24 protein-coding genes and 3 pseudogenes are annotated in these 25,360 nt (G+C 71.1%); 14 read left to right on the top strand and 13 right to left on the bottom strand.

The annotated features are described in order from the left end of the window. The first annotated feature begins 11 nt into the window (after positions 1-11). Positions 12-1,352, top strand: coding sequence for a D-inositol-3-phosphate glycosyltransferase (mshA, locus tag SCAB_RS23810; protein ID WP_013002623.1), 1,341 nt, complete (start codon positions 12-14; stop codon positions 1,350-1,352). A 62-nt stretch (positions 1,353-1,414) separates the two neighbouring features. Continuing rightward, entirely contained in the window at positions 1,415-1,930 is a 516-nt protein-coding gene (locus SCAB_RS23815) for a type III secretion system chaperone family protein (RefSeq protein WP_013002624.1), read from the top strand. On the opposite strand, the gene SCAB_RS23820 is transcribed toward SCAB_RS23815, so the two are convergent. After that, positions 1,875-2,741, bottom strand: a complete 867-nt coding sequence (locus tag SCAB_RS23820; protein WP_041669552.1) for a helix-turn-helix domain-containing protein — start codon at positions 2,739-2,741, stop codon at positions 1,875-1,877. The genes SCAB_RS23815 and SCAB_RS23820 overlap by 56 nt on opposite strands. A gap of 49 nt (positions 2,742-2,790) precedes the next feature. On the opposite strand from SCAB_RS23820, the gene SCAB_RS23825 reads away from it, so the two are divergent. Then, on the top strand, positions 2,791-3,234 hold the full coding sequence (locus SCAB_RS23825; protein WP_013002626.1) for a DUF2000 domain-containing protein: 444 nt from the start codon (positions 2,791-2,793) through the stop codon (positions 3,232-3,234). Between the two features lie 954 nt (positions 3,235-4,188). On the opposite strand, the pseudogene SCAB_RS23830 reads toward SCAB_RS23825, so the two are convergent. Beyond that, positions 4,189-5,400: pseudogene (locus tag SCAB_RS23830) on the bottom strand (MDR family MFS transporter); the annotation flags it as partial. A gap of 153 nt (positions 5,401-5,553) precedes the next feature. Between SCAB_RS23830 and SCAB_RS23835 the strand changes: the two are divergent. Then, positions 5,554-6,315, top strand: a complete 762-nt coding sequence (locus tag SCAB_RS23835; protein ID WP_013002628.1) for a phosphoglyceromutase — start codon at positions 5,554-5,556, stop codon at positions 6,313-6,315. Positions 6,316-6,395: 80 nt separating this feature from the next. Here the strand turns inward: SCAB_RS23835 and SCAB_RS23840 are convergent. Beyond that, positions 6,396-6,641 (bottom strand): annotated as a pseudogene (locus SCAB_RS23840) (tyrosine-type recombinase/integrase); the annotation flags it as partial. 249 nt (positions 6,642-6,890) lie between these two features. Further along, a complete protein-coding gene (locus tag SCAB_RS23845) occupies positions 6,891-7,406 on the bottom strand; it encodes a nuclear transport factor 2 family protein (RefSeq protein WP_013002630.1) in 516 nt (171 codons plus the stop codon). A gap of 503 nt (positions 7,407-7,909) precedes the next feature. Between SCAB_RS23845 and SCAB_RS48625 the strand changes: the two are divergent. Beyond that, positions 7,910-8,029, top strand: a pseudogene (locus SCAB_RS48625) (transposase); the annotation flags it as partial. A gap of 36 nt (positions 8,030-8,065) precedes the next feature. Here the strand turns inward: SCAB_RS48625 and SCAB_RS23850 are convergent. After that, a complete protein-coding gene (locus tag SCAB_RS23850) occupies positions 8,066-8,830 on the bottom strand; it encodes a maleylpyruvate isomerase family mycothiol-dependent enzyme (protein WP_013002631.1) in 765 nt (254 codons plus the stop codon). Between the two features lie 158 nt (positions 8,831-8,988). Here SCAB_RS23850 and SCAB_RS23855 point away from each other — a divergent pair, with 158 nt between their 5' ends. Further along, positions 8,989-9,411, top strand: a complete 423-nt coding sequence (locus SCAB_RS23855) for a hypothetical protein (protein WP_231885112.1) — start codon at positions 8,989-8,991, stop codon at positions 9,409-9,411. A 638-nt stretch (positions 9,412-10,049) separates the two neighbouring features. Here SCAB_RS23855 and SCAB_RS23860 read toward each other — a convergent pair. The 4 genes from SCAB_RS23860 to phoU all read right to left on the bottom strand — a co-directional run bounded on the left by SCAB_RS23860 (position 10,050) and on the right by phoU (position 12,038). Further along, on the bottom strand, positions 10,050-10,349 hold the full coding sequence (locus SCAB_RS23860; protein ID WP_041669554.1) for a hypothetical protein: 300 nt from the start codon (positions 10,347-10,349) through the stop codon (positions 10,050-10,052). Between the two features lie 131 nt (positions 10,350-10,480). Beyond that, positions 10,481-10,729: an SCO4226 family nickel-binding protein gene (locus SCAB_RS23865; protein ID WP_013002634.1), complete on the bottom strand. Its 249-nt coding sequence runs from the start codon at positions 10,727-10,729 to the stop codon at positions 10,481-10,483. Between the two features lie 179 nt (positions 10,730-10,908). Next, positions 10,909-11,076: a hypothetical protein gene (locus SCAB_RS47805; protein ID WP_106437295.1), complete on the bottom strand. Its 168-nt coding sequence runs from the start codon at positions 11,074-11,076 to the stop codon at positions 10,909-10,911. Positions 11,077-11,348: 272 nt separating this feature from the next. Continuing rightward, positions 11,349-12,038: a phosphate signaling complex protein PhoU gene (gene phoU, locus SCAB_RS23870; RefSeq protein ID WP_005476809.1), complete on the bottom strand. Its 690-nt coding sequence runs from the start codon at positions 12,036-12,038 to the stop codon at positions 11,349-11,351. 288 nt (positions 12,039-12,326) lie between these two features. Between phoU and SCAB_RS23875 the strand changes: the two genes are divergently transcribed. Together SCAB_RS23875 and SCAB_RS23880 are read left to right on the top strand one after the other, a co-directional pair. After that, on the top strand, positions 12,327-13,592 hold the full coding sequence (locus tag SCAB_RS23875) for a sensor histidine kinase (RefSeq protein ID WP_013002635.1): 1,266 nt from the start codon (positions 12,327-12,329) through the stop codon (positions 13,590-13,592). After that, positions 13,589-14,269 carry a response regulator transcription factor gene (locus SCAB_RS23880; RefSeq protein WP_009340348.1) on the top strand — a complete coding sequence of 227 codons (681 nt, stop codon included), beginning with the start codon at positions 13,589-13,591 and terminating at the stop codon, positions 14,267-14,269. The genes SCAB_RS23875 and SCAB_RS23880 overlap by 4 nt, the downstream gene beginning before the upstream one ends. Before the next feature lie 71 nt (positions 14,270-14,340). Here SCAB_RS23880 and SCAB_RS23885 read toward each other — a convergent pair whose 3' ends face one another. Further along, on the bottom strand, positions 14,341-15,033 hold the full coding sequence (locus SCAB_RS23885; RefSeq protein ID WP_013002636.1) for a copper chaperone PCu(A)C: 693 nt from the start codon (positions 15,031-15,033) through the stop codon (positions 14,341-14,343). Positions 15,034-15,698: 665 nt separating this feature from the next. Between SCAB_RS23885 and SCAB_RS23890 the strand changes: the two genes are divergently transcribed. The 6 genes from SCAB_RS23890 (at position 15,699) to SCAB_RS23915 (ending at position 22,403) form a co-directional block, all read left to right on the top strand. Then, complete coding sequence (locus tag SCAB_RS23890) at positions 15,699-16,181, top strand: CarD family transcriptional regulator (RefSeq protein ID WP_003953493.1); 483 nt, start codon at positions 15,699-15,701, stop codon at positions 16,179-16,181. 352 nt (positions 16,182-16,533) lie between these two features. After that, positions 16,534-17,310, top strand: a complete 777-nt coding sequence (gene ispD / locus SCAB_RS23895) for a 2-C-methyl-D-erythritol 4-phosphate cytidylyltransferase (RefSeq protein WP_013002637.1) — start codon at positions 16,534-16,536, stop codon at positions 17,308-17,310. Continuing rightward, positions 17,300-17,830: a 2-C-methyl-D-erythritol 2,4-cyclodiphosphate synthase gene (gene ispF / locus SCAB_RS23900; RefSeq protein WP_086022883.1), complete on the top strand. Its 531-nt coding sequence runs from the start codon at positions 17,300-17,302 to the stop codon at positions 17,828-17,830. The genes ispD and ispF overlap by 11 nt, the downstream gene beginning before the upstream one ends. A gap of 249 nt (positions 17,831-18,079) precedes the next feature. After that, a complete protein-coding gene (gene cysS, locus SCAB_RS23905) occupies positions 18,080-19,483 on the top strand; it encodes a cysteine--tRNA ligase (RefSeq protein WP_013002639.1) in 1,404 nt (467 codons plus the stop codon). A 122-nt stretch (positions 19,484-19,605) separates the two neighbouring features. Continuing rightward, positions 19,606-20,547 carry a 23S rRNA (guanosine(2251)-2'-O)-methyltransferase RlmB gene (gene rlmB, locus SCAB_RS23910; RefSeq protein ID WP_013002640.1) on the top strand — a complete coding sequence of 314 codons (942 nt, stop codon included), beginning with the start codon at positions 19,606-19,608 and terminating at the stop codon, positions 20,545-20,547. A 128-nt stretch (positions 20,548-20,675) separates the two neighbouring features. Further along, a complete protein-coding gene (locus SCAB_RS23915; RefSeq protein ID WP_173402901.1) occupies positions 20,676-22,403 on the top strand; it encodes a DoxX family protein in 1,728 nt (575 codons plus the stop codon). A 98-nt stretch (positions 22,404-22,501) separates the two neighbouring features. Here SCAB_RS23915 and SCAB_RS23920 read toward each other — a convergent pair whose 3' ends face one another. From SCAB_RS23920 to SCAB_RS23930, 3 genes are all read right to left on the bottom strand, one after another. Continuing rightward, positions 22,502-23,233 carry a nucleotidyltransferase family protein gene (locus SCAB_RS23920; protein ID WP_013002642.1) on the bottom strand — a complete coding sequence of 244 codons (732 nt, stop codon included), beginning with the start codon at positions 23,231-23,233 and terminating at the stop codon, positions 22,502-22,504. Positions 23,234-23,458: 225 nt separating this feature from the next. Then, the gene (locus tag SCAB_RS23925) at positions 23,459-23,908 is read right to left on the bottom strand and encodes a hypothetical protein (protein ID WP_013002643.1); all 450 of its coding nucleotides are present in this window, start codon (positions 23,906-23,908) and stop codon (positions 23,459-23,461) included. A 241-nt stretch (positions 23,909-24,149) separates the two neighbouring features. Further along, a complete protein-coding gene (locus SCAB_RS23930; RefSeq protein ID WP_013002644.1) occupies positions 24,150-25,286 on the bottom strand; it encodes an ABC transporter ATP-binding protein in 1,137 nt (378 codons plus the stop codon). Positions 25,287-25,360: the final 74 nt, after the last annotated feature.

Genomic DNA, 25,360 nt, shown 5'->3' on the forward strand with positions numbered 1-25,360 from the left:
GAGGACGCCACGTGAGCCACTACGTCGGCAGGCTCGGACGGCGCTCCCCGGCCGGCTCCGGGCGGCTTCGGCTGCACCGGAAGCCCCGCCGGGTCGCGATGCTGTCGGTGCACACGTCACCGCTGCACCAGCCCGGCACGGGCGACGCGGGCGGGATGAACGTCTACATCGTGGAGCTGGCGCAGCGGCTGGCCGCCCAGAACGTCGAGGTGGAGATCTTCACCAGGGCCACGACCGGGGCCCTGCCCCCGACGGTCGAATTGGCCCCCGGCGTCCTCGTGCGACACGTCGACGCGGGACCGTACGAAGGGCTGGCGAAGGAGGAGCTCCCGGCCCAGCTGTGTGCCTTCACGCACGGGGTGATGCAGGCATGGGCGGGTCACCGGCCCGGCCACTACGACCTCGTCCACTCGCACTACTGGCTCTCCGGCCACGTCGGCTGGCTCGCCGCCGAGCGCTGGGGCGTCCCCCTGGTGCACGCCATGCACACCATGGCCAAGGTCAAGAACGCCGCGCTCGCCGACGACGACACCCCCGAGCCCGCCGCCCGGGTCATCGGCGAGACCCAGATCGTCCGCGCCGCCGACCGTCTCATCGCCAACACGGCGGAGGAGGCCGGTGAACTCGTACGCCACTACGAGGCCGACCCGGACAAGGTCGCCGTCGTCCACCCGGGCGTGAACCTCGACCGCTTCCGTCCGGCCGACGGCCGCGCGGCGGCGAGGGCCCGTCTCGGCCTGCCCCAGGACGCCCTGATCCCCCTCTTCGCCGGCCGCATCCAGCCCCTCAAGGCCCCCGACGTGCTGCTCCGCGCCGTCGCCGTCCTCCTCGACGAGCGTCCCGAGCTGCGGTCCAGGATCGTCGTACCGGTGGTCGGCGGGCCGAGCGGCAGCGGCCTCGCCAAGCCGGAGGGGCTGCAGAAGCTGGCCGCGCGGCTCGGCATAGCCGACGTCGTACGGTTCCGGCCGCCCGTCGGCCAGGAGCAGCTCGCGGACTGGTTCCGGGCGGCGTCCGTGCTGGTCATGCCGTCGTACAGCGAGTCCTTCGGGCTCGTCGCCATCGAGGCACAGGCGGCCGGTACGCCGGTGCTGGCGGCCTCGGTCGGCGGACTCCCGGTCGCCGTGCGGGACGGGCGGACCGGGTTCCTGGTCCAGGGCCACGATCCCGCCGCCTACGCGCGCGTGCTCGGCGATTTCGCCGACACGCCGGACCTGCCCGCCCGCATGGGCGCGGCCGCCGCCGCGCACGCCGAGTCCTTCGGCTGGGACACCTCGGCCGCCGCCACCGCGGAGGTCTACACGGCGGCCATGCACGACCACCGCCGGTACCGGGTGCGGGGCCACTACGGGTGAGCCGCCGGGGCCCGCGGTGGCTCCATGGCCGACCGGTTCGTACCGGCGGGTACGCTCGCCCCATGGCTGACGAAGCGTCGATCATCGAGCAGGTCCTCACCGAGGCCGAGCTGGAGTGGGAGAGCCCGGCGCCCGGCACGTACGTCGTGAAGCTCCCCGGCACCCGCAAACTCTCGACGACCGTCTCCCTGATCGTCGGCCGGCACTCCCTCTCCCTCAACGCCTTCGTGATCCGGCACCCCGACGAGAACGAGGCGGGCGTCCACCGCTGGCTCCTGGAGCGCAACCTCAAGCTGTACGGCGTGAGTTACGCCGTCGACCCGCTCGGCGACGTCTACGTCACGGCCCGGCTGCCCCTCTCCGCCGTCACCCCCGACGGCATCGACGGGCTCCTCGGCCAGGTCCTGGAAGCGGCCGACGGAGCCTTCAACACCCTGCTCGAACTGGGTTTCGCCTCGGCGATCCGCAAGGAGTACGCCTGGCGCGTCTCCCGGGGCGAACCGACCCGCAACCTGGACGCGTTCAGCCATCTGACCCGGGACGTGGCGGCCGGCCGCTCCGATAGCGGCCAGGGGTGACACCCACCCACCGTCCGAACTGCCGCGTCAGATGGGCCTGGTCGTAGAACCCGGCCGCCGCCGCGGCCTCACCCGGCGGCATCCCGTCGAGCAGCAGCCGCCTGGCCCGCTCCACCCGCCGGGACATCAGGTACTGGTGCGGCGCGATCCCGAAGGCCGCCCCGAACGCCCGTACGAGATGGGCGGGGTGGGCGTGCACCGTCCCGGCGGCCTCCGCCAGGGTCACCCCGTCGGTGATCCGCTCGTCGAGGAGTTCCCGCAGCCGGTGGGCGACCGTGCGGCTGCCGTCCGGCCGTGCTGCCGAGCGCGCCGGTGGCCTGCGAAGATGCCGCCGCAGCCGCTCCCCGACGAGTGCCAGCCGGCTCTCCGCCTCCAGCTCGTCCCCCGGCCGCGCGAGCGCCGTGTGCAACTGCCCCACCCGCCGTCGCAGGTGCGGATCCCGCAGGTCGGGACCGTCCACGGCCGCCCCGATCAGACTCTCGTCCAGCGGGCTCGCGTCCAGGTCCAGGTACAGCACCCGCTTGCGGAATCCGTGCTCCGTCACGGGCGCCCCGTTGTGCGGCACGTACGGCGGCAGCAGCGAGACGGTGTCGTTCGGCGTCCCGTGCTCGTGCCGGTCCAGCTCGTACCGCACGGCCCCGTCGTCGACGATCAGCAGCGTCCAGACTTCGTGCACGTGCATCGGGTAGGCGTACTCGGTGTAGTGCGCGTGGAACACCTCGACGATGCCGGGCACGCGCGGCCGCCAGGCGGCCACCTCGCGCTGAGGGCGCCGCTGCGATTGCGGGGATCGCTGCCGCTGAGGGCACATGCAAAGAACGTACAAGACGGGGGCGTGCGCCGGTCGGCAGTCTCGTTCCATGAGCAGTGAGACCTCCGCGAGTACGCCCCCCATCCGCTTCGACACCAAGATCGCCGTCCTCCTCCGCGACGACCTGGAGACCTGGCAACGCCTCAACGTCACGTCGTTCCTGGTCAGCGGTATCGGCCCGATGATCCCGGAGGTGGTCGGCGAGCCGTACGAGGACGCTGACGGTACGGCGTACCTCCCGATGTTCCGCCAGCCGGTCCTGGTCTTCGAGGGGACGAAGGAGGTGCTGAGGGCGGCCCACACCCGGGCGCTGGCGCGGGCGCTGCCCCGCGCCCTGTTCACGTCCGACCTCTTCACCACGGGCAACGACCGCGACAACCGCGCGGCCGTACGGGCCGTGGGCGCGGGGGAGCTGGACCTGGTGGGGCTCGCGGTGTACGGGCCGCGCAATGGGGTGGACAAGGTGGTGAAGGGGGCGCGGATGCACCCGTAGCCGGCTTGGGCCGAGCCGCGTGCGCCGGTCTCTTCGGCCGACGCGACCGGGCGGGGGTTCCGCCTCGGGGCTGCTGGGGGTCTGTCCGGCCGCCGGCGCAGGGCTGCCTCCCGCGTCCGTCGGATGCCCTCGGCCGCCGGTCTCCGCCGGATGGCTTGGCGCCGGTCGTCGTCGGACGGCTTGGCGCCGGTCTGCGCCGGATGGCTTGTCGCTGGTCTCCGTCGGACGACTTGGCGCCGGTCTGCGCCGGATGGCTTGTCGCTGGTCTCCGTCGGACGGCTTGGCGCCGGTCTCCGCCGGGTGCCGCCGCCGGTCTTCGTCGGGTGCCGCTCCCCAGTCTCTGCGGGGTGCCTCGGCCTGTTGTGTCCGCGGGGTGCCTCGGCCGTTGTCTCCGTCGGCGGCCCTTGCGGGCCGCTTCTACGGGCCGTGCCCGCTGCCGGTCCTCCGGCGGGCCTCCCGACGCCGCTCAGGTGGCGTCCTCGGGCAGCCGCCTCTCGGACGGCCATCTCTCGGACGGCTCTCGGGCGGCCCCTCTCAGACGACCGTCCCTCCGGCGACGTGCTCTCCGTCGACCGGCTTCAGGTGGACCGGCCGGCCGCCGACGGGCTCTACGGCGCTGGACCCTCCGCCCAATGGCTCTCTGGCACCGGGCCCTCCGCCCACCGGTCGCCCGGCGACGGGCTTCCCGAAGCCAGACCCTCCGCCGACAGGCTCCCCGGCCCCGGGCTCCCGGACGGCAGGCACTCCGATGCCAGGCGCATCAACCGCAGGCACCGCGACCGCGCGCACCACGACCTCAGGCGCTACTACCGCAGGCACTACGACCTCAGGCGCCACCGCCTCCCGCTCCACCGCCTCCCGCACCTCACCAGGCAGGCCAACCTCAGCAACCTCAGGCACCCCAACGCCCGACACCCCGACGCGAGGCTCCCTGGTGGGGTGGGTCTCGGCGAGTTCCGCCTCCGCCCCCGGCAGCCGCCGCATCAACGCCCAGTACCCCACCCCCGCCACGGTCCCGATCACGGCGCACAGCCCCCACAGCCACCCGGCACCCCAGCGGTCGATGACGACACCGGACATCAGCGGCGCGACGAGCGCGGCCACGGACCAGGACGTCGTGTACATGCCCTGGTAGCGGCCGCGCCCCTGCGTGGGCGAGAGGCGGACCACGAGGCCGGTCTGGGTGGGCGCGTTGACGATCTCCGCCAGGGTCCAGACGCAGACGGTGAGGGCGAAGACCCCGATCGACCCGGCGAAGGCGGTGAGGCCGAAGCCGTACCCCGCGAGTACGGACGAGACGATGAGAAGCCGTCCGGGGTCTCGGTGCTCGATGACCCGGGTGACCGGGATCTGCAGGGCCACGATCAGCACTCCGTTGACGGCGATGGCGAGCCCGTAGTCGGCGGGAGTGAAACCGGCCGCACCCATCGCGACCGGCAGACCCACCGACCCCTGCTGGAAGATCAGTGCGACGAGGAACGAGAGCCCGACGACACCCATGAACCGGCCGTCGCGCAGCACGGTCCCCAGTCCGACGTCCTCTGCCCCGGCCTTCTCCGCCGCCGTCCGCTCGGGGCGGGACTCCGGCAGCTTCAGGAAGACGACGATCGCGCAGACCAGCGTCATCCCCGCCTCGGCCAGGAAACCGGCGCGGTAGCTGACCTCGGCGATGAACCCGGCGCCCATGGAGGAGACGGCGAAACCGAGGTTGATGGCCCAGTAGTTGAGGGAGAACGCCCGGACGCGGTCCTCCGGCCGGACGATGTCCGCCATCATCGCCTGGACGGCCGGGCGGGAGGCGTTGCTGGCCGCCCCGACGAGGAAGCCGACGGCGGCGATGGCCACGGGATCCTGGACGAAGCCGAGGAGCGCGACCGATCCGGCCGTGGATGCCTGGGCGACGAGCAGGGTGGGCCGCCGTCCGAGCCGGTCGGCCATGACGCCGCCGACGAGCGAGGAGACGACCCCGCCGAGCCCGTGCAGTGAGGCGACGAGGCCGGCGTAGGAGGCGGAGTACCCGCGGTCCAGCGTCAGGTAGAGCGCCATGAAGGTGGCGACGAACGCGCCCAGCCGGTTCACCAGCGTGCTGGTCCACAGCCACCAGAACTCCCGGGGCAGCCCGGAGACCGACTCCCGGACGGCACGCCTGACGGCGACGAGTGGCATGCGGATCCCCCACGGACGTAAGCGGCCAAGACAGCGGACACACCTTACGAACGTGCTCGGGGCAGGGCCACCGAATTACCCCGTCCCTCGACGGCCTGTCCGCCTGTCGGCCAGGTGGGTGGTGATTCCCGGCCGTGGATTACGCTCGGAGCCATGGCCGACGCACCGTACAAGCTGATTCTCCTCCGCCACGGCGAGAGCGAGTGGAACGAGAAGAACCTGTTCACCGGCTGGGTGGACGTCAACCTCACGCCGAAGGGAGAGAAGGAGGCGACGCGCGGCGGTGAGCTGCTGAAGGACGCCGGCCTGCTCCCGGACGTGCTCCACACCTCCCTCCAGAGGCGCGCCATCCGCACCGCGCAGCTGGCCCTGGAGTCCGCCGACCGCCACTGGATTCCGGTACACCGTTCGTGGCGCCTGAACGAGCGCCACTACGGTGCCCTCCAGGGCAAGGACAAGGCGCAGACGCTCGCCGAGTTCGGCGAGGACCAGTTCATGCTGTGGCGCCGCTCGTACGACACCCCGCCGCCCCCGCTCGCGGACGACTCGGAGTTCTCCCAGGCCTCGGACGCGCGCTACGCGACCATCCCGCCGGAGCTCCGCCCCCGCACGGAGTGCCTGAAGGACGTCGTGGTCCGCATGCTTCCGTACTGGTACGACGGCATCGTCCCCGACCTCCTCGCGGGCCGCACGGTCCTCGTCGCCGCTCACGGCAACTCCCTGCGCGCCCTGGTCAAGCACCTCGACGGCGTCTCGGACGCCGACATCGCGGGCCTCAACATCCCCACCGGCATCCCGCTCTCCTACGAACTGGACGCCGACTTCAAGCCCCTCAACCCCGGCGGCACCTACCTCGACCCGGACGCCGCGGCGGCGGCGATCGAGGCGGTCAAGAATCAGGGCAAGAAGAAGTAAGCAGCGCCGAACAAGCCCCCTACCTGCGAGTTCTCCGCCGGTAGGGGGCTTCTTGGTGGGGCTGGGCCGTCTGTGGGCCGTCAGGTGCGGGACGGCTCGGGCCGGGCCGTGTCGAAGACGGCGGCCACGGCCTTGCGCGTGCGCTTCTGGCTGGACGGCGTGGGATGCGCGTACACGCGGAGGGTCAGACCGGGGTCGGAGTGACCCAGGTACTCGGCGAGAGCCTTGATGTTCTCTCCGGCGTCCAGGAGGACCGAGGCGTAGAAGTGGCGGAGCGCGTGCATGCCGTTCTCGCGGGACTCGGCGTAGGAATCGCCCGGCCACCGAGGGCGGCTACGCGGTCACCGCGGAACTGTTCACCGGCCCCCGACCGGGAGACCACCTGTGCTGAAGGACGAAGTTCGCCGGGGCGACTGGTGCGAGTGCTGGACCGAAGACCTCACCGACGAGGGCCCGTTGATACTCCGAGCATCCTTCGACGCCTACACGGCACCCCAGGCCGACAGTTGGGCAGCCGTCGCACTGCGCACCATCTCACCGGCCCGCGATGCGTACCGTCGGCGCCCTGTTCACTTTCACTGTCGCTCGGCACGGAGCATGGCGGTGAGTGAGGCGGCCGGATCGGTCTCCCCCCGCGTCCCTCGGGCCCAGCCCGGCCCGCTGGGGGTGGTGGGAGGCTGCGACGCCTGCTCCCAGTCGAGGATCACGGTCCGCTCGGCGACCGCCCACCGGCCGTCCCGGCGCTCGAAACGGTCGAAGTAGCGCAGACCCTGCAGAACGGCGTCGTCGGGCGCGGACGACTTCAACTTCAGCCGGTAGATGCAGTACGTCTCCACATGGGCGACGTCCTCGCCCTCGAAGACGAAGAGGCTCTGCCCGAGCTGGTGCGAAGTGCTCTCCACCTTCGGGCCGAGGAGGGTGAAGAAGTCGATCAGACCGTCGATGCCGCCCTTGTAGCTGGCGTGGTCGTCGTATGCGTCGGGGTGGTACGTGCTTCGGACCAGTTCGGAGTCCTGGCGGTCGCATCCGTGGGCGTAGCGGGCGAGTACGTCCAGGATCTCCGCGCGGGCGAGCAGTTCGTCGGCCTTCATGACAGGCTCCTTCGCAGGATGCGCCGGACGTGGTGGACGCCTACTCGGTCCGGACGTCAAGGTGTCGGTCAGCCCGGACAGTGGCGGGGTCACCCCTGCGACCTGCTGAAACGCTCATCTCCATCGCACTTGTGGGAGCGTAACAGCAGGATGGAGCAGCGTCCACGTACATGTCAAAGAGTCGAATTTCGCCTCTGCGGCAGGTCAAGTGCCCAGGCCCAGGTTCAATTACGCATCGACCCGGCGTTCCACGGCGTCGTGCCCATAGCGTGCCCGAAAGAGCGGAAAACCACGGTCGTGGCTGGCTGTCGTCGGCTGAGGTTCGGACGGGTATATCGAGGGTGCCGGCCGTCAAGCGAGTGCGGCAGAGTTGGGCCGTCGTGGTCCGTCCGAGGATCAGGGGACTCACACCGGTCCTTCGCCGGTCGACCGTGCGAGGTCTGGCGGCAAGCACCATCTGATCACCTGACCGCCACGGAACACCTCTCGTCGTGTCGCTGACCAGGTGGGTCGTCGAGCGAACGTTCACCTGGCTTCACCAGCTCAAACGCTGGCGGATCCGCTACGAGACACGAGCCGACCTCCACCTCGGACTGCTCCGACTCGCCTGCAGCATCATCTGTTTGAGGCGGCTCCGAACCTCATTCCGAAATGATCAGTTAGCCCCAGTCCTGCATCTGCTGGAGCAGGTCGGCGTCGCCCTCCATCCGCAGCGAGTCGGCCGGGATGCGCATGTACATGAGCAGGGCCAGCTCGCTCGCCGTGCCGTAGATGGCGGCGGTGGGCTTGCTCTCGGCGGCCTCCGCCGCGGTGAGGCGGGTGAAGCGGGAGCCGGCGGTGTCCACCGTCTGGCGCCAAGAGCCGGACTCGGCTGCGTGGTAGTCCATGGTGGCGGGCTCGCCCGGCCACGGGACCGTGACGGTGCAGACGGTGGCGAGGAACTCCTCGATGGCGTCGACCGCCTCGGCCGTCGGCAACTCCTGCGGGGTACCGGAGGCCAGCTGGGCATCGTAGGTGTGGATCAGGGACTCCGGGACGCGGCGGCGAGCCACGGCGGCGGCCCTGTGCGGCGAGGCCAGCGGCTCCCACCAGGCCCAGCAGCCCCGGTCCGGGCCGGCCTCGCGCAGAGCAGCAAGCAGCTGCTCCGTCGAGTCGGCCAGCCAGGCTAGGAGAGCCTCGCGCTCCCTGGGCGCCGCCAGCCCGTCCTTGCTCGGCCGCTCGTCTCCCGGCGCGGTGTTCAGCACGATGTAGGCCCAGAACCGGTCCCCCTCACTGAGGTGGTTCGCCAGGTCGTACAGCGTCCAGCCCGGGCAGGACGGGATGTCGGCGTCGAGGCTGGGGACCGCTGCGACGGCGGCGCGGAACGCGGCGGACCGCTCGTCAATCATCCGCAGCAGGGTGGGGAAGCAGGGATGCTCAGTCACGCAGACCTTGTATCACCCGGGCCGGGACTCGCACACTCGATTAATACCGGTCGGCAGTAGGTGTGCCGGGAGTGCCCAGCAGAGCTACGGATCAGGCTGATCTGGCAACGCAAGTGCTCCCGGTGGCATCCGCCCTTGCTGGAGTCACGCTGACCCTCGTGGGCAACGCGTACTTGGAGCGAGGCAAGTGGCAGCGGACCCGGCATACCGATCAAGAGGCTCGGTCACTTCAGGCGTACGCCGATCTCCTGCAGGCGGTCACGGACATCGCACGTACTCTCCGGCAGACGGCCGAGCAGTTCGGCGAGGGCCACAGCGTCGAGATGCAAGAGGTTGTCACAGCGATAGACAGCCACATAGCCCAAGTGCGACGGCACGGCACGATGGTCCGCCTCGTAGGGCCGCGTAGCGCCTTCGGCCCGGTGAAGTCGTTGGAAGATCAGATCGCCCCTCTCTACCGGCTGCTTGTTGCGGTCGAACGCTCAGGTGATGGCACGCTCCTGGTGGAACCAGCCCGGCAGTTGATGCGGATCCGAGACGAGATCACCGATCACTTGCGAAGGGCCAGCGGTCTCTCCTGATGGAAGCTCCGGTAGCCATGAGGGCACAACAACAAAGCTCCATGCCCCATCCGTGCCCGATCGTGCGGGAAGCCGCGGGAATGCGGTGGGTGTGGGAATTGCACCACGGAGACCTGCGCCACGACGGATTTCAAGATGGTCGACGGCTTGACTCGGCCATGGAATGACGACCAACGACGACCATCCGGCGTACGAGCCCGCCGCCCCTGCCCAGTAACCCCGCACGCACAAGCCCCCGCCCGCGCACACGGCACAGGCAGGGGCCGTTCTGATCGGCCGGGGCCCGCAGGGGCCCCGTCAGACCTCAGCTCAGCTCGGCTCGGCTCGCGCCTCCGCACGAAGGCGCTCGGGCGGAACGTGGTCGGGTGGGTGTCGCGGCCGCAGAGTCTGTCCAGCCGTGCCGCCGTCCCGTCGATCTGGTCGTCCGACGCGCGGAGGCGGCGGAGATGCGTGTGCCATTCCGATGCGTCCTGCGTTTCGAACAGCACCTCCCACCGGCCCGAGTCCGAGGCGAAGCGCGCCGCGGTGCGCCGGGCCTCGGCCTGTTGTCGTCGTCTCCTTCTGCGCTGTCCGGGCATCGGCCCAGCTTCATCGGCATCCGCCGTCGGGGCAGGGTCACGGGGCCCCGACGCCGGATGTCACGCGGCGCCCGTGACGTCCGGTGCGACGAAGCGGCGGTGCAGGGGGCTCAGAGTCGTTTCCGGGGTGCCCGTGAGGCCGGCCTTCTGGATCGCGGGGGCGAGGCGTTCGGCGAAGAACGTCTCGAACGCCTCCTGGGATTCCCAGACGTCGGTGACATGAAGGCCCCGGTCGTCGAACCAGGCCACGTGCAGGTGGCCGCCGGCCGCCGGGACCTCCTCCCAGTCCACCGCGTCCCGCACCACGTCGTACTGCTCCGGAGTCACGTCCGCCCAGAGCATGGACATCACCACAGCCATCGCATCCCCCTTGCTCGCACCGCAACCGTGTGCGCACCGCAATCGGTGGGCAAGTGGATGGTTCCATCCCGCGAGGTCCGCCGGACAGGGCGTGCGGAGGCGTACCGGCGCCAGGCGAGGGCCCCGCGCGCTCAGACCGCCAGGGGCACCGGGTGGATCTCGTCCGCCATGTGGCCGGCGCGTTCGTGGATGCGCTGCACGGCCTCGGCGGAGGGTGCCTCGGAGAGGCAGTACACCGTGCCGGACTCGGGGTCGGCCCAGGCGCGTTCGAAGTGGACCTGCTCGTCCTTCTCTATGGCCAGGTCGGCGTTGTGCGCCTCGCGCAGCTGGTCCGCCGTGATGCCCTTCATGTTGTGGTGGACGTCCATGAACTTGCTCATGGCCGCACCTCCCTCTTCCTGGTCGGCCTCTGCTTCGGTCCTCCCTACATGCTGCGCCCGTACGTCCACGGGTGCGACCCCTCGCCGGCCGCGCCGGGGTCCGAGGGAAGAGGAGGGGCCGTCGCCACGGGCGGCCGCGGCCCCTCCTCCCGCCTACGGGCGACAGCGGCCCGTGCCGGTCAGCCGCACTGGCACGGGTTGCCGGACTGGCAGCCGCAGCCGCAGCCGGAGCCGCAGCCGCAGGCGCCGACGAGGGGCAGAATCCTGATGTCCGCGGGCTGATGGGTGTCCCGTACCTGTGTCGGGTCCGGAGTGCTGGGGCTGGCGGGTGATGGGGAGTCGGCCATGGTCCCTCCTCGGAGGTAGCTGAGGCAGCTGGGGCGGCAGGGCGGCCGCCGGCGGTCGGCCGACCGGGCCCGCGCAGGGCATCGATGGTCCGAGCCCCGCCCGCGTCCTGCCCGTACCCATTGTTGGTCCCATTGCAGGGCCTTGTGGCCGGGCGCATCAACGGCGCACGGAGGCGCCCGCACGCCCCACAGGGCGGGCGGGCGCCGGGGGCTCCGCAACGGGAGCCCCACGCTCCCCTCTCGCGAGGAGGGACTACGCCCCCTCGACCGGACTAGGCCCCCTCGACCCCCGTGACCGGCTGGATGTCCGCCTGCAGCTCGTCCGCGTGCTCACCCGTGACCAGGTACACCACGCGCTTGGCGACGGACACGGCGTGGTCGGCGAAGCGCTCGTAGTAGCGGCCGAGGAGGGTGACGTCGACGGCGGTCTCGATGCCGTGCTTCCAGCGGTCGTCCATGAGGTGCTGGAAGAGGGTGCGGTGCAGGAGGTCCATCGCGTCGTCGTCGCTCTCCAGCTGGAGCGCGAGGTCGACGTCCTTGGTGATGATGACCTCGGCGGCCTTCGCCATCAGGCGCTGGGCGAGCTGGCCCATCTCCAGGATCGTCGCGTGCAGGTCACGCGGGACCGTGTTCTCGGGGAAGCGGAGCCGGGTCAGCTTGGCCACGTGCTGGGCGAGGTCGCCGGAGCGCTCCAGGTCCGCCGACATGCGCAGCGACGTCACGACGATCCGCAGATCCGTCGCCACCGGCTGCTGCCTGGCCAGCAGGGCTATCGCGCGGGCCTCCAGGTCGTGCTGGAGGTCGTCGACCTTCTTGTCCGCCTCGATCACGCTCTCGGCCAGCTTCAGGTCGGCGTCGAGCATCGCCGTCGTGGCGCGACCGATCGCCGAACCGACCAGTCGGGCCATCTCGACCAGGCCCTCACCGATCGAGTCAAGTTCCTCGTGGTACGCGTCCCGCATCAGGGTGTCCCTCTCTTACGTACGTCAGCTCGTGGGTTACCAGAAAAGCCGTTCCGGAGACCGTTGCGCCAGGCCAGGAAGGCCGAACGACCCATATGAACGGCGACGGCGAAACGGTGACCGGGGGCCCGGACGAACCCCACGCTCCCACGTTCAGGCCCGTACGCGTCCGTTTCGGCCATCCCAAATGAACCAATACTGGCTCCAAGGTGAACTCTGGGCGACGAGTGTTCGAGGTCGCCCTCCGATCGCTGTGGGGATGTCCGACCTCGTGCCTAACCTGGATGCATGGACGTGAACGCGGCGGTCGCCGCAGCGGCAGCGATCGCCGGAGTACTCACCGGCGTCATCGCCATGCTGGCGTTCCGTGTCAGCGAACGCGAGCAGAAGCGTCCCACCAGGACCTCCCTGCACACGGACCCGGTGCTCCCGCCCGGTGTGGACACCGTGCTCTCCGTGCTCCGCTCCTCCGCCGTCGTGCTCGACGAGGCCGACGCCGTCGTCAAGGCCAGCTCCGCCGCGTACGCCCTCGGGCTCGTGCGGGGCGGCAAGCTCTCCATCGAGCCGATGCTCAAGATGGCGCGCGACACCCGCCGGGACGGCGAGATACGACAGGTCGAGCTGGACCTGCCCCGGCGCGGCACGGGACGCGGGGAGGCGCTCGCCGTCTCCGCGCGCGTCGCGCCGCTCGGCTCCCGGCTGGTGCTGCTCCTGGTCGAGGACCTCACCGAGGCCCGCCGGATCGAGGCCGTGCGGCGGGACTTCGTCGCCAACGTCAGCCACGAGCTGAAGACGCCGGTGGGCGCGCTGTCGCTGCTGAGCGAGGCCGTCATGGGCGCGTCGGACGACCCCGAGGCGGTGGAGCGGTTCGCCGGGCGCATGCAGATCGAGGCCACCCGGCTCACCAACCTCGTCCAGGAACTCATCGACCTCTCCCGGGTGCAGAACGACGACCCGCTGGAGGACGCCGAACCCGTCCGGGTGGACGAGCTGGTCGCCGAGGCCGTCGACCGCTGCCGCCACCAGGCGGGCACCAAGCAGATCACGATGGCCGCCGGCGGCACCGCCGAGCTGCGCGTGTGGGGCAACCGCGGGCAGCTCGCCGCCGCCCTCGGCAACCTCGTCGAGAACGCCGTCAACTACTCCCCGGCCCGCACCCGCGTCGGCATAGCCGCACGCCAGGTGTCCGCGCCCGGCGGGGACCATGTCGAGATCGCCGTGACCGACCAGGGCATCGGCATCTCGGACAAGGACAAGGAGCGCATCTTCGAGCGCTTCTACCGCGTGGACCCGGCCCGCTCCCGCCAGACCGGCGGCACGGGTCTCGGTCTCGCGATCGTCAAGCACGTGGCCGCCTCGCACGGCGGGGAAGTCACGGTGTGGAGCTCGGAGGGACAGGGCTCCACGTTCACCCTCAAGCTGCCGGAGGCGGGCGCGTCCCGTGTCCGTGCGGACCGGCACCCCGACCTCGACGACGAGGACGGACAGCCTCACACCGCCCCATCCCCGTACGGACCGTACGCATCGCATCCCGCCCCGGAGGTCCTTCCGTGACCCGAGTGCTCGTCGTCGAGGACGAGGAGTCCTTTTCCGACGCCCTGTCCTACATGCTCCGCAAAGAGGGCTTCGAGGTCGCCATCGCGACCACCGGACCCGACGGCCTCGACGAGTTCGAGCGCAACGGAGCCGACCTCGTCCTGCTCGACCTGATGCTGCCCGGGCTGCCGGGCACCGAGGTCTGCCGTCAGCTGCGCGGCCGCTCCAACGTCCCGGTGATCATGGTGACCGCCAAGGACAGCGAGATCGACAAGGTCGTGGGCCTGGAAATAGGAGCCGATGACTATGTCACCAAGCCCTTCTCCTCCCGCGAGCTCGTCGCCCGTATCCGGGCCGTACTGCGCCGCCGCGGCGAGCCCGAAGAAGTCACCCCGGCCGCGCTGGAGGCCGGTCCCGTCCGGATGGACGTCGACCGTCACGTGGTCACTGTCTCGGGCTCCAAGGTCGACCTCCCCCTCAAGGAGTTCGACCTGCTCGAGATGCTGCTGCGCAACGCGGGCCGTGTCCTGACCCGTATGCAGCTCATCGACCGGGTCTGGGGCGCCGACTACGTCGGCGACACCAAGACCCTCGACGTCCACGTCAAGCGCCTCAGAGCCAAGATCGAACCGGACCCGGGCGCGCCGCGGTACCTGGTGACGGTGCGGGGGCTGGGATACAAGTTCGAGCCGTAGGCCGACGTGACCGAACGCCGAAGGGCGGCACCCCCCGCGGGGGGTGCCGCCCTTCGGCGTGGGTGCGCGGCTCAGTGGCCGCCGGTCTCCTCGGAGGACGAGGTGGACGGGGAGGCCGTGGAGCCGGCGGCGGCGCCCTCCTCGGCGGCGGACTCGCCGTCGGCGGGGGAGCTCGAGACGGTCGCGGACGGGGAGCCGGAGGTCTTCTCGGACGGGGACGCGCTGGCGGGCGGGGCCTCGGGGATGTCGCTCGGGCCCCACTTCTCGAAGTAGTGCTCGGCGGGGATCACGAAGGCGCGCAGGCCGACCTCGCCGGTCTCGCTGAAGGAGAAGGTGACCTTCTGGGCGTTGCCGTCCTGAACGGCTTCGGTGAGGTCCGTCAGGACCGCGGAGGCGTTGTTCTCGCCGCCCAGGATGACGGAGCCGCCGGCCGGGACGACGATCCTGCCGCCCTTGCCCTCGCCCTTGGCGGGGGTCAGCTCGGCGGTGCCGGCGCCCTCGACGGTGACGGATTCCAGGGTCTGGTCGGTCGTGGCACCGTTGAAGACGGTCGCGGAGACCACGGCGGGACCCTTGGTCTCGGTGCCGGGCTGGGTGACCACGATCGCATTCTGGATCTTGATGTCGCCGACGCTGGTGGCCGCGTTGTCCGGCTTGACTTCCAGCGTCTGGGCGTTGTTGCCGGCGGCGCACGCGGCGAGTGAGGCGATCGAGAACGCGATGGCGGCGGCGGCGAGGGCGCCGCGTCGAAGGCTGCTGCTCACGGCGGCGGCAACTCCTAGAACGTGGGCGGTACGTGGTCTGTAGCGGCCTTAGGTTACCGAGCCGTCCCTCCGCCGCCGCACCCGACCCTCCCCAAGTCCCCGACAAGTCACCGGAAGCAATGGGCGGCCGTCTCCGGCACCTCTGTCCGGCATTCACAAAACCCCCTCGGACTTCCCCGGGGCCGTGCCGCGGATTTCCGCCGGGGAATGCCGGCCGGTACGGAAAATCGATCAGCCGTCAGAACAGCGGCCGGACGCCGGGCAGAACACGCGCGGGAACCGCCCTCGAAACGTCACCGGAACGGCTTCAGAACACGATCCGGTAACGGCGGAACGGAGGGGGTTGATCGAACTCCTTGATCAATTCCGGATTCGTCTCGTACCCGACTCCGCTCATCGAACGGAGTAGCGTAAGTCGCACACATGGGGCCGGACAAAGCGGGACGTTCGGGCGCTCGTGCGGCCCTCCGGATGCGTGTAACGTACGCGTTTCCTTCCGCCCGGAGAGCGGCTCCGACCTGCGGATACCCTCTTCCGTTCGGCCCTCGCAGCACGTTCCTGTTGCAGTTGTCAAGCCCCGAGATGCGCCCTGACCTGCGAAAACGCCATTCAGAACACGCCGTTTCCGTGTTACCCTGGATAGCCACGGAAGGGGTACCTGTCACATGACGTTCAAGGTTGGCGACACCGTGGTCTATCCCCATCACGGGGCCGCGCTGATTGAGGCCATCGAAACTCGCCAGATCAAAGGCGTGGACAAGACCTACTTGGTGCTCAAGGTCGCTCAGGGCGACCTGACGGTGCGTGTGCCGGCGGACAATGCGGAGTTCGTCGGTGTACGTGATGTGGTCGGTCAAGACGGCCTGGACCGGGTCTTCGAGGTGCTGCGCGCACCGTATGCCGAGGAGCCCACGAACTGGTCGCGTCGCTACAAGGCAAATCTGGAGAAGCTCGCCTCCGGCGATGTCATCAAGGTCGCGGAAGTCGTGCGTGACCTGTGGCGTCGCGAGCGGGAGCGCGGACTCTCCGCCGGCGAGAAGCGGATGCTCGCCAAGGCCCGCCAGATCCTGGTGAGCGAGCTCGCCCTCGCGGAGAACACGAACGAGGACAAGGCCGAGGCCCTGCTCGACGAGGTTCTCGCGTCCTGAACTGACGCCTGAGGCAGGCAGCCAGCCCGCTCAGCCGTTCAGCGCAGCACATCGAAATGCCGCGGTGCCCGATGACGTACGTAATGTCGCCGGGCGCTGCGGCATGTTCGTGCCCGGATGCCGAACGCCTGAAGGGGAACCCCGATACTCGGCGATACTTGGCGTGCCCCGGTGCTCCTGCGAGTTCGGAATGCCCGTACCTGTCGTACGCGTACTCCTGGCTCGTACTTGGCGTGCCGGGCCCGGGCAGCTGGCTCGACCAGATGTCACGGAAGGGTCCGGTCAAGGTGTCGCGCCCGGCACGCTGTGGCCATACCCACGTAGGCCGAGCACACAAACCTGACAGGAACCGATGTCTGACGATTCGCGCCCTTCGCCTTCCGCAGCCGGGGCGGCACCCCGTACGGCACCCCGCACGGCGGCCGTGATTCCGGCGGCGGGCCGGGGCGTACGCCTCGGCCCGGGCGCCCCCAAGGCGCTGCGCGCGCTGAACGGCACCCCGATGCTGATCCACGCGGTACGGGCCATGGCGGCCTCCCGCGCGGTCTCCCTGGTGATCGTCGTGGCGCCGCCCGACGGCGCCCCCGAGGTCAAGACCCTGCTCGACGCGCACGCCCTGCCCGAGCGGACCGACTTCCTCGTCGTCCCCGGCGGAGAGTCGCGCCAGGAGTCGGTCAGGCTCGGGCTCGACGCACTGCCCCCCGGCTACGACGTCGTCCTCGTCCACGACGCGGCCCGTCCGCTCGTGCCGGTGGACACCGTCGACGCGGTCATCGAGGCCGTACGGGACGGGGCAGTCGCCGTGGTGCCCGCGCTGCCGCTCGCCGACACCGTCAAGGAGGTCGGGCCGGCGGACACGCCGGGTGAGCCGGAGCCGGTCGTCGCCACGCCCGAGCGCGCGCGGCTGCGGGCCGTGCAGACGCCCCAGGGGTTCGACCGGGAGACGCTGCTGCGGGCGCACGAGACGGTCACCGGGGAGGTGACCGACGACGCGAGCATGGTCGAGCGACTCGGGCTCGGCGTCGTGGTCGTGCCCGGGCACGAGGAGGCGTTCAAGGTGACGCGGCCGCTGGACCTGGTGCTCGCGGAGGCGGTTCTGGCGCGCAGGAGGCTGAACGATGGGTTCTGAGAACGTCGGGGCAGCGGCGCCGGTGTCGCTGCCCAGTTCCCTGGTGCTGCCGCAGGTCGGGATCGGTACCGACATCCACGCCTTCGAGGAGGGGCGGGAGCTGTGGTGCGCCGGGCTGAAATGGGAGGGCCAGGGGCCGGGTCTCGCCGGGCACTCCGACGCGGACGTCGTGGCGCACGCCGCGTGCAACGCGCTGTTCTCCGCGGCCGGGATGGGCGATCTCGGGCAGCACTTCGGGACGGGCCGGCCGGAGTGGTCGGGGGCGTCCGGGGTGACGCTGCTCGCGGAGGCGGCGCGGATCGTACGGGCCGGGGGGTTCGTCATCGGGAACGTGGCCGTGCAGGTGGTCGGGGACCGGCCGAAGATCGGGAAGCGGCGGGACGAGGCGCAGAAGGTGTTGTCGGAGGTGGTGGGGGCGCCGGTGTCGGTGTCCGGGGCGACTACGGACGGGTTGGGGTTCCCCGGGCGGGGTGAGGGGCTGATGGCGGTGGCCACGGCGCTTGTCGTGCGGGTGGGGTGAGCCTCGGGTTTCGCCCCCGCCGCCCCTACCCGTCCCGTCCTCAAGGGGCTGCGCCCCTTTGACCCCCCTCGCGCTTCGCGTGGGGTGGGTACGTGTCGGGCCGGTGGGGGTTCTCGCGCAGTTCCCCGCGCCCCTGTTCGGGCCTGCGGCCCATCAAGGGCGTGGGGGCCGGCGCGCATACGTCACGAATCTGCCGTCCTCGGGGTGAAGGGCTCGGGGCACGGCTGGTGGGCCACTACGCTTGGGGGCGTGACTATTCGCCTGTACGACACCAGCGCCCGGCAGATCCGTGACTTCGCCCCGCTCACGCCGGGTTGTGTCTCGATCTACCTGTGTGGCGCCACGGTGCAGGCGGCCCCGCACATCGGACACATCCGGTCGGGGCTCAACTTCGACATCATGCGCCGGTGGTTCGAGTACCGCGGGTACGACGTGACGTTCGTCCGGAACGTCACGGACATCGACGACAAGATCATCGTGAAGGCGGCCGACCAGGGCCGCCCGTGGTGGTCGATCGGGTACGAGAACGAGCGCGCGTTCAACGACGGGTACGGCGTGCTCGGTTGCCTGCCGCCGACCTACGAGCCGCGGGCCACCGGGCACGTGACCGAGATGGTCGAGATGATGCGCGGCCTGATCGAGCGCGGTCACGCCTACGAGGCCGACGGGAACGTCTACTTCGACGTGCGGTCGTTCCCCGGGTATCTGCAGCTGTCCAACCAGGAGCTCGACAACCTCCTCCAGCCCTCCGGCGAGGGCGAGACCGGCAAGCGCGACCCCCGTGACTTCGCCATGTGGAAGTCGGCGAAGCCGGGGGAGCCCACCTGGGAGACGCCCTGGGGGCGGGGGCGGCCGGGCTGGCACCTGGAGTGCTCGGCCATGGCGCACAAGTACCTGGGCACCGCGTTCGACATCCACGGCGGCGGCCTCGACCTGATCTTCCCGCACCACGAGAACGAGATCGCGCAGGCCAAGGCCTTCGGCGACGACTTCGCCACGTACTGGGTGCACAACGCCTGGGTCACCATGAGCGGCGAGAAGATGTCCAAGTCGCTGGGGAACAGCGTCCTCGTCTCCGAGATGGTCAAGCACTGGCGGCCCATCGTGCTCCGGTACTACCTGGGCACCCCGCACTACCGCTCGATGATCGAGTACAGCGAGGCCGCCCTGCGCGAGGCGGAGTCGGCGTTCGCCCGGATCGAGGGGTTCGTCCAGCGGGTCATCGAGAAGGCCGGCGGGGTCGTGGAGCCCGCGGCCGAGGTGCCGCCGGCGTTCGCCGAGGCGATGGACGACGACCTGGGGGTGCCGCAGGCGCTCGCCGTCGTGCACACCACGGTCCGGCAGGGCAACAGCGCGCTGGCCGCCGACGACAAGGAAGAGGCCGTGGCCCGGCTCGCCGAGGTGCGGGCCATGCTCGGCGTGCTGGGCCTCGACCCGCTCGACGCCCACTGGGCCGGCGCCGAGGGCGACCGCGGCGAGGACCTCCACGGGGTCGTCGACACGCTCGTCGGGCTCGTGCTCCAGCAGCGCGAGGCGGCCCGCGCCCGCAAGGACTGGGCGACCGCGGACGCCATCCGCGACCAGCTCAACCAGTCGGGTCTGGCCATCGAGGACGGCCCCGACGGCCCGCGCTGGACCCTCGGCCCGCGCTGAGCAGGACTCCGGTCACCTTGATCGATTGTGCCGCCCGGGCCTCCGGGCGGCACACTGCATTACGTACACACGACGACGTACGCCCGACGCGTACGCACACACGCTTCAGAGACGGGTAGGTCATGGCCGCTAACAACCGCCGCATGTCCGGCAAGAAGGGCGCGCAGGTCGGCAGTGGCGGCCAGCGGCGCAAGGGTCTCGAGGGCAAGGGCCCGACGCCGCCCGCCGAGATGCGCAAGAAGCACAAGGCCAACCGCATCGCCAACGCCAAGGCGAAGCAGGCCGCACGCCGTCCCGCGCCGCGTGGCCGGGGCGGCAAGGGCACGTCCGAGATGGTCGTCGGGCGCAACCCCGTCGTCGAGGCGCTGCGCGAGGGCGTGCCCGCCTCGACGCTGTACGTCCAGCAGTTCATCGACAACGACGAGCGGGTGCGTGAGGCGCTGCAGCTCGCGGCCGAGCGCGGCGGCATCAACCTCATGGAGGCGCCGCGGCCCGAGCTGGACCGCATGACCAACGGGCTGAACCACCAGGGGCTCGTCCTCCAGGTCCCGCCGTACGAGTACGCGCACCCCGAGGACCTGGCGAACGCCGCGTACGACGAGGGTGAGGACCCGCTGATCGTCGCCCTCGACGGGGTGACCGACCCGCGGAACCTCGGTGCCGTGGTCCGGTCCGTCTCCGCGTTCGGCGGCCACGGTGTCCTCGTCCCCGAGCGGCGTGCGGCCGGGATGACCGCCGGTGCGTGGAAGACGTCCGCCGGCACGGCCGCCCGTACGCCCGTCGCCCGCTGCACCAACCTGACGCGCGCGCTGGAGGCGTACAAGAAGGCCGGTGTCGTGGTGGTCGGACTCGCCGCCGACGGGGAGTCCGAGATCGGTGAGCTGGAGGCCCTCGGCGGCCCGGTCGTCATCGTCGTCGGCAGCGAGGGCAAGGGCCTGTCCCGCCTCGTGGGCGAGACGTGCGACTACCGGGTGCGGATCCCCATGCCGGGCGGGGCCGAGTCGTTGAACGCCGGTGTCGCGGCGGGAGTCGTGCTGTACGAGGCGGCCCGTCGTCGGGCGTAGTTCCGTCGGTGTGACGGGTGGGCGACCGGGCCCCAACTGGGGTTTCCGGGAACGCCGGATCACCTTGACGGGGTCCGGACAGATCAGGGCGGTCAAAGCAGTGTCCTAACGACACGTCACTCGGTTAGATGAGTGTGGACACCAGAACACCCCGCACACCCACGGGGGACCGTTCGTCGGGATTCGAATCGGGATTCGACGACGCTCCCGCGCTGAGCATGGTGAAGGTGCCGAGCGATCCGGCGCAGGTCATCGTCAACCACGCGAGTTTCCGCGTGCAGTTGGGCGCCTCCACGCGGGCGTCCCCGCGCATCGCACGGCACTTGAGCGTCGGCGCGGACACCGCGCGTATCCCGGCCGCGGGCGCGGCAGGGCGCTCCGGGGCGCCCGCCGCCGGGCGCCGGCGCGCGCCCGTCGTCTGGAGCGGGAGGTCCGCGCCGGACGACACCGGGGCCCACCGGCTCCTCCAGGCGGTACGCGGCGCGGGCGTCGGCCGCGGGGCTCCCGATCCGCTCGGCGACACCGGCTCGACCCAGGTCATCCCCCGCGTGGACGGGCCGCGCGGCGGCTACGCGGGCGGCGGGGGGCGCTACGGCGACGAGGACGGACGCTACGGCGCCGACCTGACCGTCGAGACCGTCGAGACGCCCATCGTGGGCAGCCAGCGCACGCACGGCGACCACACCGACGGCACCCGGCTGCTCCCCGCCATGCGGACCGTCGACAGCGCGTACGACGAACCGGAGTACGGCCAGGACGCCTACGCCGACGGGGAGTTCGCGGACTCCTACGACGACGGGGACGAGCGCGGCGGGCGCCGGACCGGCAACGAGCCCGTCCGGCACGCCTATTACCCCGGCCGCCGGATGAACCTCGGCGTGGTGCTGCTGCCGCTGCGCGTCTTCCTCGGCTTCATCTCCGTCTACGCCGGCATGGGCAAGCTCTGCGACCCGCACTACTTCGACGGCGGCAAGCGCGGCTCCATGGTGAAGTGGCTGAACACGCTGCACCCGTGGGAAGTCGCCGAGCCGCTGCGGCAGTTCGCCCTGGAACACCCGGTGGGCTCGGGGCTCGTCATCGCCTTCGCCCAGGTCATCGTGGGCGTGCTGACCGTGTTCGGACTCTGGCAGCGGGTCGCCGCCGGTGTCGGGGCGCTGCTGTCGGCCGCGCTGCTGGTCACCGTCAGCTGGAAGACCGTCCCCGTCTACGAGACGCCGGACATCATCTACCTCGCCGCCTGGTCCCCGCTGATCATCGCGGGTGCGCCGGTGTACTCGGTCGACGGGCGGCTCGCGGGCGGCGCCTGGCGCACGCTCGGGCCGCGCGCCGACATCTGGGAGCTGCGGCGCTACGTGCTGCGGCGCGGCGCACTCGTCGCCGCGATCGTCGTCGGGCTGACGCTGCTCGTGGGGTCCCTGTTCGGCGGGGCGGTGCGCGACGCCGACCGGATCGTCGTCCCCGGGCCCGGGGAGGCGCCGCGCAACGAACTGCCGGGATCGCCGCTGCCGGGTGAGCCGAGCGCACGCCGCGAGAAGAGCCCGTCCGCCTCCAACTCGCCCAGCGCGGGCGCGACGTCGGCGACGCCGTCGGAGGCGGCCACGACTCCCGGGGCCGCGCAGCCGTCCACGGGGGCGGTCACCGGGGGGCAGCCGAGTCAGACGCAGGGGACGGCGGGACAGGCGCCGCCGCAGCAGACCGCGCCGGCCCAGCAGGCGCCGAGCACCACCGCCGGTCCCAGCGCCAGCGGAGGCGCCTCCAGCGGTGCGACCGGGGGTGCCACCGGGTCCACCGGGGGGTCCGGCGGGGGTAGTTCCTCGGGCGGGCAGCCCGGGCTGGTGGGGGGCCTGCTGGGGTAGGTCCCGCCGGTTCCGGCGATGTGCGAGTGGGCCCCGCGCGATCTTCGCGCGGGGCCCACTGGCGTGTCCGGGGAGGAGATGAGGAAGGCGGCGGCCGTTCAGCGGCTCAGGGCCGCCAGTTCCTTGGCCGCCTCCGTGAGGTCCTTGGCCGTGTCGATGGCCCGCCAGTAGGCGCCCTGGGGGATGGGGAAGCCGGCCAGCCGGCGCTCCCGGGCCAGCCGCGGGAACGTGGTGCGCTCGTGGTCGCCGCGGACGGGGAGCAGGTCGGTGAACTCGGGGGAGAAGACGTAGACGCCCGCGTTGATCTCGTACGTCGTGGGCGGGGCCTCGATGAAGTCCGTCACGCGGCCGAAACCGTCCGTCTTCACGGCGCCCCAGGGGATGCGGGGGCGGGCGAGCGCGAGGGTGGCGAGGGCGTCGCGTTCGGCGTGGAAGTCCGCCATGTCGCGCAGCGAGAAACGGGTCCAGATGTCGCCGTTGGTGGCGTACCAGGTCTGGTCGGGGTGGGGCAGGTGGGAGGCGGCGTACTTGAGGCCGCCGCCCCGGCCCAGGGGTTCCGTCTCGACGACCGTGGTGACGCGGACCGGCAGGTCGGCCGAGTCCAGCCACTTCTGCAGGACGTCGGCGAGGTGGCCGCAGGAGACGACCACGTCGGTCACGCCCTCCTCGGCGAGCCAGGTGAGCTGATGGCCGATGATCGGGGTGCCCGTACCGGGGATCTCGACCATGGGCTTGGGCCGGTCGTCGGTGTACGGACGCAGCCGTGAGCCCTGGCCACCGGCGAGGACCACGGCTTGAACGGGGCGCGACGCGGCGTTCGGATCGGTCATGCCCGAACTGTACGTGGCGCCCCGTTCGCGGGAGCACGGCCCTGGGATCGGTGTACGGGGATGCCGGGCGCCGGGAGCGCCCGGAGATCCTGCGGGGCCTTGGAAAGCCTCTGGGAGCCTCTGAGAGCCCCTGGGGAGCCGCTGGATGCGTCTCCGCGGTCTCTACGGCGCTGCGGGGCCCTCAGCGGCGCGACGGGCGCTCATCGGCGCCGCGCTGCGCCGTCCTCAGCTGTACTGGGCGGCCACTCCCGTCGCGAAGGAGGTGTCGCAGACCGGGCGGGCGAAGGACTGGGCCCGGGTGGGGCCGTAGGCGCGGACCGCGGCGCGGCCGAGGGCGCGGGCGATGGAGGTGCAGTGCTTCGCCAGTGCCGGGCGGCCGTTCACCGCCTGCTGGAGGTGGGTGAGGGCGACGCCCGGGTTCTCCTCCTGGAGTTCGACGAGGAGCTTGTCGCGCAGCACCTCGTGCGGGGCACGGGTCTTGGCGCGCTGGGAGACCTCCGAGGCGGCGAGCATCGACTCCGCGGGCTCGGTGCCCGTCCAGTTGACCCGGGTGACCGCGAGGGTGCCGGAGAGGACCATGACGACGGGCAGGACCAGGGCCAGGGAGCGGCCGATCCGGCGGGCGGGACCGCGGCCGTGGCGCGTCCGTTGCGTGTGGGTGTGGGTGTGCTTCACGCGAGTGAGGGTAGCGCGGGGTAGTGATATGGCGACATTAGGTCACCGATACGGGGGATGTCGAAGCGCCGCCCTCCGGGTGGCGGGTTGACGCACACTGGTCGAAATCATCCTGTTTGTCGGGGTAGTTGACGGCAGCGAAAAAGGCCCCGCGGATGTTTGCGGGGCCTTCTTCGTCAACCTGGGTGATTTATCCCGGGCTGGAGGTTTCGCGCACGGTCACGGACGGGCCGTGCCCGGATCAGTCGGAGAGACGCTCGCCCGTGGAGGTCGAGAACACGTGGTTCTCGCCCGGACGCGGTACGACGTGCAGCGTCGCGCCCTTCTCGGGGACCTGGCGGCCGTTGACGCGGACCACGAGGTCCTTGGTCTCGCCGCCGACCTCGGCGGTGCCGTAGACGTAACCGTCGGCGCCGAGTTCCTCGACGACGTTGACGGTGACGGCGAGGCCGGCCGGGGCGTCCGCGGCGTCCTTGGACAGGGCGGAGGCGACGGAGCCGTCGTGCTCCACGACGTCGAAGTGCTCGGGGCGGACACCGACGGTGACGGTGGTGTCACCCTTGTCGGAGGCGGCCTTGAGGGCGTCACGGTTGACCGGGACGACGCTGTTGCCGAACTTCACACCGCCGTCGGTGATCGGGACCTCGACCAGGTTCATGGCCGGGGAGCCGATGAAGCCGGCGACGAAGAGGTTGGCCGGGCGGTCGTACATGTTGCGCGGGGTGTCGACCTGCTGGAGCAGACCGTCCTTGAGGACCGCCACGCGGTCGCCCATCGTCATGGCCTCGACCTGGTCGTGGGTGACGTAGACGGTGGTGATGCCGAGGCGGCGCTGCAGGGAGGCGATCTGCGTACGGGTCGAGACGCGGAGCTTGGCGTCGAGGTTCGACAGCGGCTCGTCCATGAGGAACACCTGGGGCTCACGCACGATGGCGCGGCCCATGGCGACACGCTGGCGCTGACCGCCGGAGAGGGCCTTCGGCTTGCGGTCCAGGTACTCGGTGAGGTCGAGGATCTTCGCGGCCTCCTCGACCTTCTGCCGGATCTCCGCCTTGTTGACGCCGGCGATCTTGAGCGCGAAGCCCATGTTGTCGGCGACGGTCATGTGCGGGTAGAGCGCGTAGTTCTGGAACACCATGGCGATGTCCCGGTCCTTCGGCGGCAGGTGCGTGACGTCGCGGTCACCGATGCGGATGGCGCCGCCGTTGACGTCCTCGAGCCCCGCGAGCATGCGGAGCGAGGTGGACTTGCCGCAACCGGACGGGCCGACCAGGACGAGGAACTCGCCGTCCTCGATCTCGATCTCGAGCCCGTCGACGGCGGGCTTGGTGGAACCCGGGTAGATGCGGGTCGCCTTGTCGAACGTAACTGTGGCCATGGGTCGTAGGCCCCCTTCACCGGCAGGAACGTGCCGGACGATCCGAGTAAAGGTGGTGATCCGCCGCGGACGGT

The organism is Streptomyces scabiei 87.22 (genome assembly GCF_000091305.1).
GTDB classification, from domain to species: Bacteria; Actinomycetota; Actinomycetes; order Streptomycetales; family Streptomycetaceae; genus Streptomyces; species Streptomyces scabiei.

What these genes read in the sequence shown, in the direction of transcription:
- SCAB_RS23815 (WP_013002624.1), top strand. Translation starts at nt 1,415, where the DNA reads ATGGCTGACGAAGCGTCGATCATCGAGCAGGTCCTCACCGAGGCCGAG.
- SCAB_RS23820 (WP_041669552.1), bottom strand. Translation starts at nt 2,741, where the DNA reads ATGTGCCCTCAGCGGCAGCGATCCCCGCAATCGCAGCGGCGCCCTCAG.
- SCAB_RS23825 (WP_013002626.1), top strand. Translation starts at nt 2,791, where the DNA reads ATGAGCAGTGAGACCTCCGCGAGTACGCCCCCCATCCGCTTCGACACC.
- SCAB_RS23835 (WP_013002628.1), top strand. Translation starts at nt 5,554, where the DNA reads ATGGCCGACGCACCGTACAAGCTGATTCTCCTCCGCCACGGCGAGAGC.
- SCAB_RS23845 (WP_013002630.1), bottom strand. Translation starts at nt 7,406, where the DNA reads ATGAAGGCCGACGAACTGCTCGCCCGCGCGGAGATCCTGGACGTACTC.
- SCAB_RS23860 (WP_041669554.1), bottom strand. Translation starts at nt 10,349, where the DNA reads ATGGCTGTGGTGATGTCCATGCTCTGGGCGGACGTGACTCCGGAGCAG.
- SCAB_RS23865 (WP_013002634.1), bottom strand. Translation starts at nt 10,729, where the DNA reads ATGAGCAAGTTCATGGACGTCCACCACAACATGAAGGGCATCACGGCG.
- SCAB_RS47805 (WP_106437295.1), bottom strand. Translation starts at nt 11,076, where the DNA reads ATGGCCGACTCCCCATCACCCGCCAGCCCCAGCACTCCGGACCCGACA.
- phoU (WP_005476809.1), bottom strand. Translation starts at nt 12,038, where the DNA reads ATGCGGGACGCGTACCACGAGGAACTTGACTCGATCGGTGAGGGCCTG.
- SCAB_RS23875 (WP_013002635.1), top strand. Translation starts at nt 12,327, where the DNA reads ATGGACGTGAACGCGGCGGTCGCCGCAGCGGCAGCGATCGCCGGAGTA.
- SCAB_RS23890 (WP_003953493.1), top strand. Translation starts at nt 15,699, where the DNA reads ATGACGTTCAAGGTTGGCGACACCGTGGTCTATCCCCATCACGGGGCC.
- ispD (WP_013002637.1), top strand. Translation starts at nt 16,534, where the DNA reads ATGTCTGACGATTCGCGCCCTTCGCCTTCCGCAGCCGGGGCGGCACCC.
- ispF (WP_086022883.1), top strand. Translation starts at nt 17,300, where the DNA reads ATGGGTTCTGAGAACGTCGGGGCAGCGGCGCCGGTGTCGCTGCCCAGT.
- rlmB (WP_013002640.1), top strand. Translation starts at nt 19,606, where the DNA reads ATGGCCGCTAACAACCGCCGCATGTCCGGCAAGAAGGGCGCGCAGGTC.
- SCAB_RS23915 (WP_173402901.1), top strand. Translation starts at nt 20,676, where the DNA reads ATGAGTGTGGACACCAGAACACCCCGCACACCCACGGGGGACCGTTCG.
- SCAB_RS23920 (WP_013002642.1), bottom strand. Translation starts at nt 23,233, where the DNA reads ATGACCGATCCGAACGCCGCGTCGCGCCCCGTTCAAGCCGTGGTCCTC.
- SCAB_RS23930 (WP_013002644.1), bottom strand. Translation starts at nt 25,286, where the DNA reads ATGGCCACAGTTACGTTCGACAAGGCGACCCGCATCTACCCGGGTTCC.